Origin of the sequence: Bacillus cereus group sp. BceL291, from assembly GCF_051776705.1 — a bacterium.
Lineage (GTDB): Bacteria > Bacillota > Bacilli > Bacillales > Bacillaceae_G > Bacillus_A > Bacillus_A cereus.
In genome coordinates this window covers 17,884-35,103 of sequence record NZ_JBPWAP010000055.1, presented here as the reverse complement: position 1 = coordinate 35,103, position 17,220 = coordinate 17,884, and the positions used below count along the sequence as shown (strand labels likewise).

The window sequence follows — 17,220 nt, the reverse complement described above, 5'->3', positions numbered from 1 at the left end:
ATGGCATGATTTAGATTCTCAATATTCAGGAGTGCTTAATCATATTGATAAAGCATCCCAAAAAGCAGATCAAAATAAATTTAAATTCTTAAAACCTAACCTGAATGCAGCGAAAGATAGTTGGAAAACATTAAGAGCAGATGCGTTTACATTGAAAGAAGGAATAAAAACATTAAAAATGGATCCTGTTTCTTCAAAAAAATAAGGAAGTACTGTTTTATTGTAAAGTTTTCTAAAATATAGAGACTTTAAAAACATACTGTTAAATTATTAAATGATTCATTATATACTAAAAAGGTGGGGTTGTATCAAGAGCTTCACCTTTTTTGTGTTGTGGTTGAGTTGTAGAAGCAAGTTGCGTCTTATTTCAATTATGAAAGGGCTTCTTTGAGCCGATTAGTGTATATATAGCTTATTTTGCTATGCACATTTTTAATCGACTTGAAGAAGCCCTTTTTGTGTTGTCTTCAAGTTAGAAGTTATTGTATAGCCAGCACTTTAGGCGATTATTTTATTACCAAGGGGGAAACATCATGGAAAAATCACAAGGAAATTTACAAAATAATGTTCATTTACATGACATTGTTGAGGAAATTAAAGAACTAGCTAATCCTTTATGGATCAGTTCTGTATCACTGCTACAGGCGCACAATCAAAACTTCAAAACGAAGGCTACGACATTTATGAATATTACTATTTCTGATTTAAGAGATTTAAAAGTAAGCTTAAGTCTCATTTATGCAGCAAGGAAACGAATGAACAGGATATGAGGTCTGTTCTTTTTTTATTACTTTTTGGAGGGGTTATTATGCAATTTACTATTAACCGTACATTATTTATCGGAAAATTAGAGGAAGCTAGTGTTACTGTAGACGTTAAAAACCCAATGCCCGCATTACAAGGTGTTTTATTAGATTGTAATTCAAAGGGAATGATTCTAATGGATTCAGACGGTACAGAAACAGTAACATTAGTAACTCGCTTTAATGTAAACAGTGGGGATTGTACTGAACCGGGGAAAATGCTTTTTGCAGCTGCTCCGGTACTTAAAACGATTAAGAAATTCAAAAGTGAATTCATCGGTCTTGAACATAAAAACAATGAGCTAAAAATCTTAGAAAGTAAGAAGAAACAGCTCCAAGTCAATTAAGTTGTTCCGAATTAGCTACGTCAGAACCACAGCGCGTTATTACAAACAAATTCGCTGCATTGTCTGTTTCATAGTTTGTTAATGAAATTTTTGATGAGGAGACCGTATCAAATCACTATATCATTTTCCAAGCTCAAAAAGATTTTATGAAAGCAGCGCCAATTGGAGAGTAATGATATAGGAGGGGACAAAATGCGAGTGTATCAATTAGATTCCACTCAATTACAATGTACATTAACACCAACAAACATGTGTGATGTTGTTCTACAATACTACCAATATAAACAGTATACCGTTGTATCTGTACTGGATTTATCCAAGCATGATTCTGAAATGATACCATTACTTCTGGCTTGTTTAGCAGAGGCTTTGATTCATTCTAATCCGGATTCTTTTTTAGCTAAGGATGATTCTGATCTCTTATATTGGTGTAGAAAGAACTTCAAAGGATTTCATAGTATTTCTGATGGTAGATTCTTGCGAGACTTCAAGCAGGTATACGAATGTTATCAAGCATTGCAAAACGTTGGAAAACAAGAAAACAATAAAAAAAAATATATAATAGAAGGGAGAAGAGAAACGCATGTATAATATACTTAAACATCAATTTAATTACATTATCCGAGGGGTGATTCGGATTAACGAAGAGGTAAAAAGGGAATTGGACCTATTGGTGCAAAAGATTCGTGAAACTGTGTCTTCTGTCCAAAAAATCATCCTTTTTGGCTCTCATGCATATGGCACACCAAATGAAGACAGTGATTTTGATCTCTGTATTGTTGTGGAAGGTGTAGGAGAAAGAAAAAGGGAAGTCATTAATCGTATCAATTGGGGGATTTACGATGTAATGGAAACACCAGTTGATATTTTAGTGTATGGACCAGAAGAGTTTCAAGAACGTGCTAATCGCAATGTAACCATGGAGCATAAAATTGCGCTAGAGGGGAAGGTTCTATATGAGAAATACTAAGGATCTAAAAGAGTGGCTATCCATAGCAAAATCTGATTTAGATTCTTCTAGTTACTTAACTCACATGAAAACTTTCCCTACTGCAATTATTTGTTACCATAGTCAACAATGTGTTGAGAAACTTCTAAAAGGGTTTCTTGCACTAAACGGTAGACTAGTCCCTAAAACTCATAACCTTTTAATGCTGCACAAATCTTGTTGTAGATTAGATGAGGAGTTCTCATTGATTTTAGAACAGTGCGTGCAGCTGAATGGTTATGCTACTGACATTCGTTATCCGTATTTTGAAGCACTTACTGTCCAAGATGGATTAATGGCTATACAACATGCTCAAAAGGTAATGGGTTTCTATAACGAAAAATTAAACAAGCTAAATATACATGAAATCGTAATTGATTAAAAATAGAGGATATACATAAGGGAGAGTTCCTATAGCAAGGGACTCTCTTTTTCTATCTAAAAAACGAGGAGAAATGCTCCATAATAGTATAAAATGATACTTTTCTATGGGATGCGATTGCTGTAGATTTAAAATAAAGATTGATAAAAGAACCTGTGTTGATATGATCTTAGGGTCATCCAAATTGCGTGACCTCATTGATAAAAATAAATGGGTTAATCATTAGACACTTTTATTGAAAGGAGAAAGAATTATGTTTTTTATAGCATATTTACCTATTTTTCTGTACTTATTATTAGAATTTTATAGAAGTTCACCTGTTAAAGAAGAAAAACAAAATAGTGGTTCTAGTTTTTTTATCGGAGCAGTTTTAGCCTTGATGATAATCATTCCAGAAATTATGTATTTCTTTACAATAAATAAGGTTAATTCATTTCTGTTTTTTGGTGTTATTGTTGGGCTAATTGGTGTATGGATTAGATTTTCTTCAATGAAAACATTAGGGCGATTTTATAGTAGGAACGTCGGAATGCAGGGGGAACATAAGTTAATTCAAAGTGGTCTGTATAACTATATTCGCCATCCTGGTTATTTAGGTTCTTTTCTGACCTTTTTAGGGGTTGCTATATCTTCATCTTTGTTCATTGCCATTATCATAAATATCTTTTTATTTTTCCTTGCGTATTCGTATCGTATAAAAGTTGAAGAGAGAACTCTTGTTACACTATTTGGTGAACAATATAAACAATATCAGTCCAAGACTTGGCGAATTATTCCGTTTCTATACTAGAAATTATAGGAGAAAGTTCAAAATAAGTTACTAAAGTCATTTTTCCTTATTCAGCTAACGGGTGCGTTAGTTCCAAAAAAATAAGCTGATTCATATCTGTTGTTCTAATTTTTGTTATTCCATAAATAGAATACGTCTTCTTATTTTAGTATGGTTAATATAGGTCACTGTAAATATTGATAATATCTTTTTAAAGATATTTTAGTTTTGAACCCCATCCTACTTACCAACTCATCTTCAGTTTATCCTTGCTTAATAAGACGGAGAATAAAAGTGTTTCTCATCTGCTGTGCAGAGATAGAGATACGTCTATTTAACTCCGCACGTTTCACTTCAAGTCGTACCATCTTTTGTATAGCAACTTCAGAAAAAGCCTTTGGTGCATCCTTTTCGTACATCCAACGATAAGTGCCTCGATTAAAATCAAATGCCGCAAATAGGGGATTATCTGTGTATTGTCGAGGTCTTACGGGTTCCGGAATAGTCGTATAATATTTGTAGAGCTGCTGTGTATCTTCCGTAGTTAACGAAACAGACCTAGTTGATCCATTTTTCCCAGGTACCATTAAGATATTTCTAGCAAACTGTATATAGCTCATATTAAGCGATACAAGCTCTTGTAAGGACAACCCATAGTTTACTACTAAATTAAGCATACAAACGTTTCTATCCATAATAAGAGGACGATATTTAGCTTGTCTTTCTGTTAACCCTTTTGTTGATAGAACAGTTTGTTTTAAAAGCTTTTCTTCTACTTCAGTAATAAAATCATTGTTATGTAGTGATTGATCCGGAATTAAAGAGAGATTAATAGTATCCAATGGACTAAGTATACCTAAAAACATGTGCAACTTCTTTAAAATCACCCATATTCTGTGTCTTGTTTTCTGGGAATATTTACGCTCGTCTTCTAACTCAGAGAAATATGTCTGATAGTCCGTTTCAGAAAGTTCACTCCATGATTTAATATGTAGGAGTTTCTCACTTGTCCTTTGCCACTTATAAAAATCTTTAATGTCGTAAGCATAACGTTCAATCTTGGATTGTTTCCGTCCTTTTTCTGTTAAATAAGCAGAAAAAGCTGCTAATGTTTCTTCTAAATTAATGTTTTCGCTCATTATAATCACCTAATTTCTTAGGATATATTATAACAGAAAATAAGTGAAAGACCTGCTACCGCCCTTTGCTACGCACGGTTGCTGGCATCTCCAAAACGCAAACGGACAAACAACCCTTTGCGTTTTGGAGATGTTAATTATTATCTATAAAGTAAAATAAATAGGGTTATCATAATACTCCAAAAAGGAATTACAAAAACTAATCCCCAAAATATCCCTTTGAAAAATCTAATCTCGTTATAGATATCCATATCTAAGTAAGTCGTATCTTTAAGTACAGTCACGTTTAATCCTCCCAATATAAATTTTTTACTAAAATGAAAAAAGGACAAACCTCGCCCTGGTAGGGATACGTAGGTTTGTCCTTTAGTATGTGGGTAATGATATGTTTATTTACCATTATTATAACGTAATTTACAAATATTTCAATTAGGTCTGACATCTTATTAACAATCAGACTAGCTGTATTAAAAATCTATTATAAATATATATCTTATATATTAAAAAGAAATAAAGATAAAACTATTATAGGTTATCAAAAATAGGGGAAAGATCTACTCCCACAAGGGAAAATTTGATGTTAGAACGTAAAAAATCATAAATAGTAGAAAATGTATACGGAAATTCAATGATTATTAGACTATCAATTCTACAAAAAAGCATAAAGGGAATCACATGTTTCTACATGAAATCGGAAAGAAATTGATACAAATCACTTTATATTTATCCAACTATGGAAATAGGCTTTATTTTCTTTATTTTGTTAAATACAGTAGTATCTAGCGTTCAATTATCCACATTTTATCCAGATTAGGCTACTATTAGTTAACATTACTCAGTATTTACACATAACTCACATTATTATTGATGATTTTTATTAGATAAATACAACACCATTAGTAATTACAATGTTTTTAGAAAGATTATATTCACATTGAACCATATTTGTCCGCATATCCACTATTTTTATAATTTTCCTTTTGATTTTTTGTAGGTATTATAAGATAGGTTTTAATACATTAGAAGAATACTCCCTAGTATTATGTGGAGAGTTATATATTGCTAGAATCGAATTTGTATAGAATTGCATAAAAAAAGACTCCATTTTTTATGAAGTCCTTTTGATTTGGTATTTATAAGTAGAGTAGCAGAAATGGATTACTAATCATACAAACACGAATAGCCCTCTACTTTCGATTTTTTCAAAAATAGAGAGCTCATTACTATTATTTTATTTCCAATGCGGTTAGCACCTGATCTGGAGCTGTTATTGTTACTCCAGCACGTACTAAATGTTCGAAGGTACGCATAAACTCTAGTAAATTAAACTGCTTTGGTAGTTCAATCACACGAAGTTTTTCTTGTGGCAGCTTATCAATTGCTTCGATAAACCATTCACGCACATCACTTGGAATCGTGCGTTCTTTATGACCACGAACTTTTAGTTTTTCACGCATTTCAATTTCTAAAGCGATATATGCATGGAGATTAACACCCTGATCATATGCATATTTTCTAAATAACGTTTCTTCCTGGTATTTTAGATAATTACGGTGATAAGATTCTTCCGTCACTGGTACCGCAAACTTCTGCTTCAGTAGTGCATGCACATTCTTAAACATCTTCTTAATGTTGTGAAGAGAGTACATAGAATAATGTAAACCGAAATTAAAGACAGCTTGCTCACGGTCACTATTTCTCTCTTTTGGTATATGCTGCGCAATAAGAGGGTAGATACCTTCTTTTGCTGCTGTATCGAGAATTTGATATTGAGATGATTGATGCAATAGTTTCTTCAATGTATATACAATTTTCGTTGGATATCCTTCTTTTCGATCAACCATGTCACGTAGTCCGCGGATTACACTGCGAATTTGACGATGACAAGTATGCTTTAAGACATGAATGAATTTATTCATATCTGCAGACAGTTCACCGATATTCATCTCTTGTAGGACTGCTTCTATAAATTTCGCTTTTCGAGCATAGGTAGCTTTTGGTGTAAATGGATCCCTATGTTGTTCTTCCCCAGCTTCTTTCGAACATAAGAAGTCTGAATGGATAGACAGATATAATGTCGTATATCGTTTTGTATGTTTTACACCTTTTTGCATTTTGCAAATTTTGAATAGGGGATTACCCGTACATGGTAATGCAGTTGTTAATTCCTCGATAACCGCACGGATCTGATGCGGATATTTTTTATGTAAGAAACGATACATCCCACCGAAGTGAGTTTTGTTTCCTCTTTCGTCCTGCTTGTCCAAAGAACGTTTTAATGTTGTTTCCGTATGTTGTTGCATTGCGATATCTAAGAATAGTTTCTTAGCTGCTACAGATAGCTTAAAGAAAGCCTTTGTAAATACAACAGGACTAATATATACGTATGGATTTGCTTTTTCTGTTTCCTCGTTTATAAAATGAGTTAGTTTGATTGTATATCGGCCATCTAAGCCATTTTCAATAGAGATAATGTTATGTAAGCTTAACTTTTTCAAAGCGATATAGAATTGAGAATGCTGAATATATGCAAGCTCTTCTTTATATTGCTTGTAATCTTCCCACATCATATGTATGGTTACATTGGGAATGACACCATTAGTAAAGCATTTCTTATGCAGATATAAGAATACTTCGAGATCAGCATTTGTAATGCCGTATAATTTATGCTTTCTTCCAGTTTTTTCTGCAAGTGTAGACATTGCGCGACGTGAAAAAGATGGTTTAGCTTTTTCGACAAAGCCTTCTACGTCAGCAATGCGATCTTCGTATGTCATGTGCTGCAGAATATCTTCCAAATATGTATCTTTATAGCTGTAGTATTTCTCCTCAAATGTTTCCACAAATTTTTGCCAAGATTTTATGGTTACTAGCACAGCATTGGTTGTTTCCCCATTTAAGCTACGTTGATTACGTATCACAAATGATTTCCCCATCTTTTTCACCTCCGTTCTACAAATTCAGAAATATATGCCAAAATACTATAAAATATACCAATTTTGATTATAGCAAATCGAAAAATGATGAAAGCTGCTCCTTTAAGAAGAAAAATAGCAACTTGCAACAGCTTATGAAGCTAGTGTTATCAAGGGATAAGAGAATTTCATGATTTTTTTTTGTGTTAAGGATACCGCAAACGTGTTGCAAGTTGTGTGGTATGTATAAAAGTAAGTGAAAAGGAACCTAAACCCTTGGTATATAAAGGATTAGAGTGAAAATGGAAGCGGAGTTAGGGAAAGGATACCGCAAACGTGTTGCAAGTTAGTGAATGCAATCATTAAAAATAAATCGTAATAATTAGCCTTGATATAAAAGGACTTGTTGGCATTTATAGAATGAAAGTAGGGAAAGGATACCGCAAACAGTGTTGCATCTTGTGAGAAAAATAAGGGCATGCATACCGCAAACGTGTTGCAAGTTGGGTAATATGTATAAAAGTAAATAGAAAAGCACCTAAACCCTTGGTATATAAGGGATTACAGTGAAAATGGTAGGAAAGTTAGGGAAAGGATACCGCAAACATGTTGCATATTATGTATGTAACTTATTAAAAATATGAGATAAATAGCTAAAAAAGTTTAAAATGACATGATTTTTTTAAAAATTATTTGGTTGAGAAATAAATTATACTGTTGCAAGTTGAAAGAAATAGGGGAAGGATACCGCAAACATGTTGCAAGTTGATTAGAAATAGGTAAGATAAAGCGCAACCGTGTTGCAAGTTGAAGAATTAAGGAAAGTAAGGCGCAAAAGAAATGCAGGAAGTAGAAATAGGTAAAAGAAAGAGCAGCATGTTGCAAGTTGAGAAAAATAAGGCAAATAAAGCGCAAAAGGAATGTAAGTAAGGGGAAATAGGTAAGAGAAAGAGCAAACTGTTGCAAGTTAAAGAGTTAAGGAAAGAAAAGCGCAAAAAGTGTGCAAGTTGAAAGAAATAGGTAAGAGAAAGGGCAAACTGTTGCAGGTTGAGGGGTTAAGGAAAGAAATGTAAGGAAAGAAAGAAACAAAAATTTGTAAATATCTGTTACAATAAATTAAATATAATAGTAGTTAAGATTTTTATACTAAGAATTATTTTATTGTGATCCATGGTTTAGGGAGGAAAAGAAAGTGGATAACTTATTACAAATGTTTCGAGATGCATTGCTAATCTCTGAGCCAATTTATAAAACTAACGAGCTAGTATGGAATAAGTGGAATGCATACTTTAAAGATGTTGAAAATAATAATAATAAAGTACTCACATCACCCCATGCTTCTCCATCATTTACTGCATTAGTATCTTGGTTAGAGAAAAAGCAAGAGTCCGGAATTACATTATTACAAATTTATGCGAAAATTGACTCTTATAAAGAAGAAATATATAAAGAAATTGAAGTATTTATAGAAAAAGAATTTCAAAATGTAGTACATACAAATTCTTTAATATTAGAAAATGATCAAAATATAGATAAGCCAAATATAGTGAATCACGAGGATTATTACGAGGTAAATAACTCTGCTGTTTATTATAAATTAAGAGATGGGATTGCAAAGAATCAATTTGAAGAAGATGAAATAAGTAAGGTCTTACAATATCCCATTGAAACGAGGTCTTCTAATGGTGTAGCTCAACTTTCTTCACACAAAGATGAAGATTTAAGACTTACCAATATAGAAGAAGCAGCTCGATGGAATACCCTTGTAGATGACGTAATGAGTAATATGGATGATTTAACGGCAGATTGCTTAGATGCAATCACAATACAGTGGATTAATGAAGCAAAATCTCCAGATGATTTTATTGACTTTTCGTATGAACAAGTTTTAGAAATGTGCAACATTCCAAAAACAGTTGTTAAAAATAAAGAATACTATAGAGCAGAAGATAAAATTAAGATAGCAAAGAGAATTGCAGCTTTAGCAAGCATTTTTATCTATTTAAATGATGAGAATGAAGTCGTTGTATTAAATGACCGTGATGATGATGGGGAACGTTTAGAATTAAAGCGTGAAGTTATCAAAAGATTATTTGTATTAGATTCAGTTGTTTTATGGAGACATAGTGTTACTAACGAATACATGGGCATTGAATCTTGTCGTATTAAGCCGGGTAGCTTTTTAACTAATTATTTGTATGGATCAAATAATACAACAGCCCTATTATCTAAAAAAGCACTTGAATACAATAGTTATAGACACAAATATCATAAAAGGTTAATTCGATACTTAACATGGCAATGGAGAATTAGACAAATGTATTCATCATTGAAAAAGCCATATTCTATAGGTGGGGACAAAGGACTGCTAGCAGTAATGGATATCCCAAAAGATTGGAAGCCTAATCGTATTAGAGAACAGTTAGAAAATGTTCTAATGGATTTAGAAAATGAAAAAGTAATCTCTCATTGGGAGTATAGTGATCCACTGGATGAACAACAAATTGGGAAACGTAATTGGTTTAAAAATTATTACACCAACTTAGGAATAACGATTTTACCACCTGAAGAAATGCTACAGTCAATGGATAGGGTAATAGGAAAGAAGAGTATAGAGGAACCACAAGAGCAATTACCGGAAGTAACAGTTGTTAAAGAAATAAAGAAGACTGTAGAATCAGTCGAACAAATAGAGAAAAAGATCCGTGACCAAATACTGAAAGTACACAATGAAAAAAAGGTAAGCATTCGTGAAATAGCAGATGAAATTAGTATTTCTCCGTCTACATTATCTAGGTTTTGTAATTATAAAACAAAACGTTTATCTAAAAAAGCATTAGAAAAGCTAACAAAATGGTGTGAAAGACAAGAAATACTAGAAAAGATGTAACATAGACTAAATATTTCTTTTAATAATAGTCAAATTAAAAATACACATACATTATGTATGTGTATTTTACTTATTACTACCAATAATAGTCTGAATATTCTTTATCTATTGTGGTTTTGACGGGCGAAAATCCTACTGGAAAGTTATTATAGTTATGCTGTTTAATCCACTGCAATTAAATTTCTTGTCTTATCGATATGGTTCAGTAACATTCGATATTCTTCTTCATACATAGTTATACGTTGTAGAAGAGATTGATTCTCTGTTTCTAAATCTTCAATTTGATTTTGTAACTTTGTCAATTCATTCACATTTTTATAATTTTGTAGAAAGAGAATAATATCATCTAATGTAATAGACAAAGAGTTTTTTTCTTTTTCTGATGGGGAGAGGGGAATGTTGTTTCCCATTTTTCGGTCTTGTTTTGCTTGTTGTATTTCTTCTTGGTATTGTTTTCTCACATATGAATTCCAACGAAATCCACAAGCTGCGGGTGTTCTAGCTAGTAGTTTCGCTACTTCTTTGAATGCAGATAATTGTGTTCCACCGTTACGAATATTCTGAAGTACTGTTGATGCGAGAAGTAAATCGTTATCATCAGTCCAGGAATCTTGTCTTGAGATTACCACGTTTTAACCCCCCTTATATGTTCTATATTATATATATGCAATTACTCAAAATGATAGAAGTTCAACTTCTCTTGAAATAATTGGGAGTAAGTTGATAGAAGTATGTATGATTGTAAATGCAAAATTGCATTTAAGGTTGACTATTCCACAAGGCTGTAACTATAATAGTTACAGTTATGCAACTGAATTAATAAAATGGCTGGTATGAATTGGTTGTATTAATAATGTATAAATAAATATTAAAGAATGAATGGAGTTGAAAATATAGTCCTACATATAAAACGTTTATATAAAAAGAAATTAGGTAAAATACATTTTTTTATAACTATATATTAATAAAAAAGAGGTGCATGTTTTGAAAATTTTTAAGGGAATTCTAGTTTCTTCAATTGCATTAACAGCATTTAATGGGATAGGCGGACTACTTCCAAGTGAAAAATCAGAAGTTGCCTATGCAGCTACTTACAATTATTCAAATAAGCAATTGAATTCTACTGTACATAAGCAAGTTACTAAACAATTAATTTTGAAATTTAAAAATGAAGCGAATTTACCATATCAGGATGGAATAGAAAAATTCATTAAAGAAGAAAAACAAGATCCTGAATTAATTGGAATTTTAGCTGAATATCCAAATGTAACTATAAATCGACTTTTTAATTCTTTAAATCCTAAAGAAATTAAAAATCTTGGTAAAGAAATAAAAGATTCCGATCAAATTTCTTCTAATTTGTTAAACTATTATATTGTAGAAACTCAAGATGATATTGATGTACAAGCATTACTTACAAAAATTGAAAAATCATCTCTTGTTGAAACGGCGTATTTACAGGAAGAAGAGGCGCCACCAGCAGAGCGTTTGCCAAATTTATCTGTTAATCCATATGATGAGCCTAGACTTACAAGACAAGGTTACCTTGAACCAGCACCATTAGGAATTAATGCACCTTATGCCTGGAGCATAAAAGGTGGAGATGGAAAAGGAACTACTTTCGTAGATATGGAGTATGGGTGGTTATTTAATCATGAGGATTTAGTGAATCAAAAGATTGAATTGATATCTGGACAGAATAAAAGCGAGCACCATGATCACGGTACCTCAGTCTTAGGAATTGTTTCGGCAGAGGATAATAACATAGGTGGAATTGGGATCGCACCGAAAGCTAAGGTAAAGGTTGTATCTCAGATTAGGGATAACGGAAATTATAATACAGCTGATGCTATTTTAAGCGCGGTTAACAATATGCAAGCTGGAGATATTCTTTTACTAGAGGCACAAGCAACTTACGATGGATATGGAGATAAGAACTATTTTCCTGTGGAAGTAAAACCAGACATATTCGATGCAATTCGTATGGGAACAAATAAGGGAATTATTATTATTGAAGCAGGTGCAAACGGCGGAAATGACTTGGATCAATTTAGAGACCGTAATGGTAAACAAGTTTTAAATCGTAATAGTCCTGATTTTAAAGATTCAGGGGCAATTATGGTTGGGGCAGCTTCTGCAAGGGTTCCTCATAAGCGTTCATATTTCTCTAATTATGGTAGTAGAGTGGATGTGTATGGATGGGGGAATGCAGTAGATACTACAGATGCTAAACCAAGTGAATTTATAACAAATTTATATACATCTAGTTTTGCTGGAACATCTAGCGCATCACCTATTATTGCTGGTGCTGCAGCATCAATTCAAGGAATTGCAAAAAATAATCAGGGTAAAGTATATACACCAAGCCAGATTAGGGCTATTTTAAGTGACCCTAGCACCGGAACGAAATCCAATGATCCAACTTCTGATAAAATTGGTGTTTTACCTGACTTAAAAGCTATTTTATCTAAACTTGGTTTTTCACCAAACTTAGGTAATGATTCTTCCATTGTATTTCCTGAGGAACAAGAAATAAATAAAGGAAATAAGGGAAATGAAGGATCTACTATTACATTCCCGAAAGAAGATACCGCTAATAGTGAAGAGGACTCTAGCTTTATTTTCCCAGAATAATAGAAATACCTCCTATTAAGCATGGGGCAAAATAGTTTACTCAATAAGAACAAAGGATATGAATTCAATAGAAATATGAATTTATATCCTTTTTATTTTAAGCTGTTTTTAATACCTTACAAAAACGTAATGTTAGCGTAATGGAAATGAATTTTGGCAGCCAATAGATTAGGATATAATTTTTGTGAGAAAAGATATGAGGTGAATAATATGAAACGAATAGTGTTTATGTGTAGCGTTTTTGTGATGTTTACTGTGTTGTTATCCGGTTGTAATTTAAATCGTCTTGGTACAGATACATATTATGTGCAAATTACCAAGAATGGTGAAAAATTAAAAGAGAAAAATGTAAATGGGGATACGACTTACGATTATAAATTACCTGGATTTGATAAGGATGGTAAAGAGAAAGAAATGGAGTTTACAGCGTTAAAAAACCTTCGTAAAGAAGCGTTTTTACGTATATATTACTCTGAGAAAAAAGGTGTGAAATCTTGGGAAGAAGTTAAAAAAGACGAACTCCCTACAAAGGTAAAAGAAAAATTAAAGATGGATTAATATATAATGCTTTGTTAGAGCAATATATCCTCAAACTATTAGAATGTATATTGTGAAATAGGCTAAAGTTCTTTAGAGTTGTTAAAGTAAGAGGCTGACAGTTATTGTCAGTCTTTTACTTTTGCACGAAGAAAAAATAAAAGGCATTTAACAGACAAGCGTTGGATTATTAACAATTATTTATGATCCAAAGCCACAATATATCTACTCCTGAACTATAATAATTTTAGGTCAGAAATAAGCTTCTAATTTTGTGAGAAGTTAAGTGCTAAAAAAGCTTAATTTTGTTTACGTATTTATAGTCGTTTAAAGGATTTATGATTGGTTATGATATAATAAAATTCAAGTACAATAAGGGGGATTAATTAAATGATTTTTCAAAGCATGATAACAGCTATTATAGAAAAATTACAAGAGACGGTGAATCCCTATTGGATAATTGTGTTTGGATCAACGGCTGAGAACAGAGAACGAGAAGATAGTGATATTGATATAGCTTATGTAAGTGACACAACATTAGGGAACTATGAACGTTTTTTATTAGCACAGGAGTTAGCTAACATTGTTCATAGAGATGTTGATTTAGTTGATTTATCCGAAGCTTCTACAGTTTTTCAAGCTCAGATTATACATACAGGTAAGACAATATTTTGTTCGGATGAAAAACGTAAGGTTATTTTTGAAATGAAAACCTTAAAAATGTATTCAAAATTGAATGAAGAACGACAGATAGTATTTGAAGATATAAAGAAAAGAGGTTCTATATATGAAGAATGAGGTTATTTTAAATAAAATTTCTACAATAGAGCGTTGTATAAAAAGAATCCAAGATGTGTATGGAAATGACCCTGAAAATTTAGAGGACTTTACAAAACAAGATTCAATAATATTGAATATACAAAGAGCTTGTGAAGCGAGTATTGATTTAGCAATGCATATTGTTGCAGGTAAAAAATTAGGACTACCCCAATCTAGTCGAGAGGCCTTTGATTTATTGGTTACAGCAGGATTACTTAGCGCTGATCTAGCAAATAAGTTAAAGGCGATGGTTGGATTTCGTAATATTGCTGTTCATGATTATCAAAGTGTAAATTTAGATATTGTTCGTCAAATTATTGAAAAACATTTAACTGATTTTAAACTATTTACAAAAGAAGTAATGGGGATATTGGAATTTTAGGGAAAAGAACAGAATAATAGGGCTGAGAAAGAAAGTAATTTTATGATTCCCAAACCATCTATTGAAACAATCACTTAATTTCGTAAGAAGAAACGCGGTCATAAGATGAATTTGTTTATGTTGTAGTGAGGCTTTGTATGAGATGTGTGTAGATAATAGTAAGAATAATATCTATATACAATTTTATCAACAAATAAGTAAATATTTCCAAAACTAATTTTTATACATATAATGTATACCTAAAACAAAAAAAGTTTCCTTATGGAAACTTTTTTGTTTTGGGTAAATTTATAACGATTAATTAATATTCAGTTTTTGAAAAAAATGATGAATCATGTCAAATCAACTTCATTTACACGAACATAAACGTAGTATAAAAATGAAGCATATCCAAAATAATTAAAGGGGCTGAAAAAATGATTAAAAAACTTATTATTAGTTCTATTGCTTTAGGTACAACAATAGGAGTGAGCAAACCTACATTTGCTGCTACAATACATTCTCCATCACAGTTTAAAGAAACTCGAAATGTTCATGTGCAATCTCTATATTCCCCATGGCAGTATTTAGGGCAAACTTCAAGGGAACTTCAAATTAAAAGTAAGGATCCAAAAGTACTAGCTTTTGAACTAGCAAAAGAAGCACCATTTTACGAAGAAGAATTAGTAGACATATGTTCTGTAATTTTAGATGCAAATGTAGATGTTGTATATTGGACAAGTAAGGAATGGGTTAGATTTGAAGAAGGAAATTATGAATTTAAACATGAAATTAAAATTTTTAGAGATAAAGAACGTCAGCAATTAATTACTGCACTAGAATCTTAGATCATTTACAAAAAAGAAGCTATCTTTAGTATGCTATTCTCCCCTCATAGTAGATAGGAAAAAGAAAACACATTAACCTATTTATTATGGAGGGGATTTTTCTATGGGGTAAATTAGAATTACTTGCTATACAAAATGAAAGGAAAAGAAAATGAGTTTATACTTAAAAGAAGATATAAAACTGTTAAGAAAGAAATAGACATTTATTATTCAATTGTAAGACGTTGGATGAAATAATTCGAAACTTTAGGTATTAAAGAACTAGAAGAAGAACGTGGGAAAACAAAAGGGTTATGTTTAGGTAGAATGAAACCTAAAGGTTCAGGTACTAAGACTAAACGATTGGAAGAAGAGGATGGGATGTTAGAAAAATGAAGGAAAGTATGTCGCGAAAGTAAAACTTTTAGGATAATGCATATAACAAAGACTTCTTCAGCTATGTTAAGTCCGCAAATATATACAATTTTATAACCATCAAACATTTCAAAAGAAATTAAATAACCTGAGTCCATACAAATATAGACTCAGGTGGCTTAGCTATACTTTGAAAATACTGTCTACCTGACAGGGCCCTCTCTCTGTATTATTCAAATAAACAAACTGAAACAAGACTATTAGAATTATTAGCGAATTATCCTCTCTTTAATTCTTATATCGTGTCTCTTACCTCTAACAAGTACAAACATAACTCATTAATCTATATTATCTTTAAAATATTTATAAATTTGATGCTATAAAAGCAATAGAATTATGTAATAAGTGAATCAAAAAAACAACCCAAAAAGCAGACATGGTAACCTGATATTTTTCATTCTTTTTTTTATATACCCAATAAGCATAGTTATATAAAAGTCCGATTATCGTTGTACCAACTATATAAGTGATTCCATATGGATGATTTAATCCAAATATAATTGAAGCTATTAAAATGATAAGGTAATCGCGATTTTTAATGTAAGGAATCCAACTTAACATCCAAAATAAAAATACTTGAAAAATTACTGTTTCATATATAGGTGCCGCTAATACCCCTAATAAAACTTGAAGAATAAGGGGTGCTTCTGTTATTGGTTTTTTTTGTATTTCAGGTAAGAATAGATCTAATGGTATTACGAATAAAAATGATCCTAATAAAATAAGAAAAACAAAAGAAATGGTAGGCAAAGCAAACATAAATCTATTCATTTTTTTTAGCATATATATTTCTCCTATAATCTTTTATTACATCTATACAAAAAGTAATAAATAATTGAGTCTCTTTTTGTTTGACATGCTTTCGTCTACTGTTGATGAAAATCGTTCTTTAATTAAATTCTTGGCTTATATGTAGGTATAGCGATAAAGTAGGGATGTTTTAACACTATATTGTTAACATCAAAATATTAAAGAGCTAAGTGAGATATTAAGGTCATACCAATTTTATGATGAATACAATATCAAGCCCGTTAAGGAAATATGCTGTATAGGGCACGTTTGTACTAATTATTTTACTATATGAATATTTAAGTGCATATAGTTTTGGAGGAGTATGTATTTTTGCATTTTTTAATACAAAAGTTTTTTTATTAAAAATTTACTTACTGCGCTAACTCATATGAATTTAAGACAATTGAAGGGTAAAGGCCAAAAGAGTCCAAGTTTAGATTGTACAGGTAAATATTATAATGTTATAGAAAAATAAGGAAAAAAGTTATAAAATAGGAGATTGAGTTAAACTTTCAGATTTTATTGTTCTGCAAGATAAAAATAACTAAAGATGAGGCTCTTAAAAATTCTTATCTTTAGTTA

At 31.6% G+C, this 17,220-nt stretch carries 14 protein-coding genes and 5 pseudogenes; 15 read left to right on the top strand and 4 right to left on the bottom strand.

The window, feature by feature from the left end; genetic code table 11:
• From ACS2CR_RS25790 to ACS2CR_RS25755, 8 genes and pseudogenes are all read left to right on the top strand, one after another.
• Positions 1–205: pseudogene (locus tag ACS2CR_RS25790) on the top strand (hemolysin); the annotation flags it as partial.
• A gap of 328 nt (positions 206–533) precedes the next feature.
• A pseudogene (locus ACS2CR_RS25785) lies at positions 534–749 on the top strand (hypothetical protein); the annotation flags it as partial.
• A 59-nt stretch (positions 750–808) separates the two neighbouring features.
• A pseudogene (locus tag ACS2CR_RS25780) lies at positions 809–1,135 on the top strand (DNA polymerase III subunit beta); the annotation flags it as partial.
• Positions 1,126–1,323, top strand: a pseudogene (locus ACS2CR_RS25775) (ThiF family adenylyltransferase); the annotation flags it as partial. The pseudogenes ACS2CR_RS25780 and ACS2CR_RS25775, both read left to right, overlap by 10 nt.
• A gap of 19 nt (positions 1,324–1,342) precedes the next feature.
• Positions 1,343–1,741, top strand: a complete 399-nt coding sequence (locus tag ACS2CR_RS25770) for a hypothetical protein (RefSeq protein WP_153603076.1) — start codon at positions 1,343–1,345, stop codon at positions 1,739–1,741.
• Positions 1,734–2,120: a nucleotidyltransferase domain-containing protein gene (locus ACS2CR_RS25765; RefSeq protein ID WP_105433587.1), complete on the top strand. Its 387-nt coding sequence runs from the start codon at positions 1,734–1,736 to the stop codon at positions 2,118–2,120. Before ACS2CR_RS25770 ends, ACS2CR_RS25765 begins: the two co-directional genes overlap by 8 nt.
• Positions 2,107–2,520: a HEPN domain-containing protein gene (locus ACS2CR_RS25760; protein WP_144489035.1), complete on the top strand. Its 414-nt coding sequence runs from the start codon at positions 2,107–2,109 to the stop codon at positions 2,518–2,520. The genes ACS2CR_RS25765 and ACS2CR_RS25760 overlap by 14 nt, the downstream gene beginning before the upstream one ends.
• A gap of 253 nt (positions 2,521–2,773) precedes the next feature.
• Complete coding sequence (locus ACS2CR_RS25755; RefSeq protein WP_153603075.1) at positions 2,774–3,310, top strand: methyltransferase family protein; 537 nt, start codon at positions 2,774–2,776, stop codon at positions 3,308–3,310.
• A 164-nt stretch (positions 3,311–3,474) separates the two neighbouring features.
• Here ACS2CR_RS25755 and ACS2CR_RS25750 read toward each other — a convergent pair.
• Both ACS2CR_RS25750 and ACS2CR_RS25745 read right to left on the bottom strand, forming a co-directional pair.
• Positions 3,475–4,428: pseudogene (locus tag ACS2CR_RS25750) on the bottom strand (tyrosine-type recombinase/integrase).
• A 1,226-nt stretch (positions 4,429–5,654) separates the two neighbouring features.
• Positions 5,655–7,364: a hypothetical protein gene (locus ACS2CR_RS25745; protein ID WP_438906084.1), complete on the bottom strand. Its 1,710-nt coding sequence runs from the start codon at positions 7,362–7,364 to the stop codon at positions 5,655–5,657.
• A gap of 1,171 nt (positions 7,365–8,535) precedes the next feature.
• Between ACS2CR_RS25745 and ACS2CR_RS25740 the strand changes: the two genes are divergently transcribed.
• Positions 8,536–10,233 carry a helix-turn-helix domain-containing protein gene (locus tag ACS2CR_RS25740; protein ID WP_000369377.1) on the top strand — a complete coding sequence of 566 codons (1,698 nt, stop codon included), beginning with the start codon at positions 8,536–8,538 and terminating at the stop codon, positions 10,231–10,233.
• Positions 10,234–10,394: 161 nt separating this feature from the next.
• Here ACS2CR_RS25740 and ACS2CR_RS25735 read toward each other — a convergent pair whose 3' ends face one another.
• Positions 10,395–10,862, bottom strand: coding sequence for an RsfA family transcriptional regulator (locus ACS2CR_RS25735; protein ID WP_043939142.1), 468 nt, complete (start codon positions 10,860–10,862; stop codon positions 10,395–10,397).
• A 355-nt stretch (positions 10,863–11,217) separates the two neighbouring features.
• Between ACS2CR_RS25735 and ACS2CR_RS25730 the strand changes: the two genes are divergently transcribed.
• The 6 genes from ACS2CR_RS25730 (at position 11,218) to ACS2CR_RS25705 (ending at position 15,997) form a co-directional block, all read left to right on the top strand.
• Entirely contained in the window at positions 11,218–12,867 is a 1,650-nt protein-coding gene (locus tag ACS2CR_RS25730; protein WP_153602784.1) for a S8 family peptidase, read from the top strand.
• A gap of 210 nt (positions 12,868–13,077) precedes the next feature.
• Complete coding sequence (locus tag ACS2CR_RS25725) at positions 13,078–13,425, top strand: YxeA family protein (RefSeq protein ID WP_000822896.1); 348 nt, start codon at positions 13,078–13,080, stop codon at positions 13,423–13,425.
• Positions 13,426–13,794: 369 nt separating this feature from the next.
• Complete coding sequence (gene mntA / locus ACS2CR_RS25720) at positions 13,795–14,202, top strand: type VII toxin-antitoxin system MntA family adenylyltransferase antitoxin (protein ID WP_098578600.1); 408 nt, start codon at positions 13,795–13,797, stop codon at positions 14,200–14,202.
• Positions 14,192–14,605, top strand: coding sequence for a type VII toxin-antitoxin system HepT family RNase toxin (gene hepT, locus ACS2CR_RS25715; protein WP_000787540.1), 414 nt, complete (start codon positions 14,192–14,194; stop codon positions 14,603–14,605). Before mntA ends, hepT begins: the two co-directional genes overlap by 11 nt.
• Positions 14,606–15,021: 416 nt before the next feature.
• The gene (locus tag ACS2CR_RS25710) at positions 15,022–15,432 is read left to right on the top strand and encodes a hypothetical protein (protein ID WP_043939134.1); all 411 of its coding nucleotides are present in this window, start codon (positions 15,022–15,024) and stop codon (positions 15,430–15,432) included.
• Positions 15,433–15,889: 457 nt separating this feature from the next.
• Positions 15,890–15,997, top strand: coding sequence for a hypothetical protein (locus tag ACS2CR_RS25705; protein ID WP_369127742.1), 108 nt, complete (start codon positions 15,890–15,892; stop codon positions 15,995–15,997).
• Positions 15,998–16,149: 152 nt separating this feature from the next.
• Here ACS2CR_RS25705 and ACS2CR_RS25700 read toward each other — a convergent pair whose 3' ends face one another.
• Positions 16,150–16,629 carry a CPBP family glutamic-type intramembrane protease gene (locus ACS2CR_RS25700; protein WP_153602783.1) on the bottom strand — a complete coding sequence of 160 codons (480 nt, stop codon included), beginning with the start codon at positions 16,627–16,629 and terminating at the stop codon, positions 16,150–16,152.
• Between the last annotated feature and the right edge of the window lie 591 nt (positions 16,630–17,220).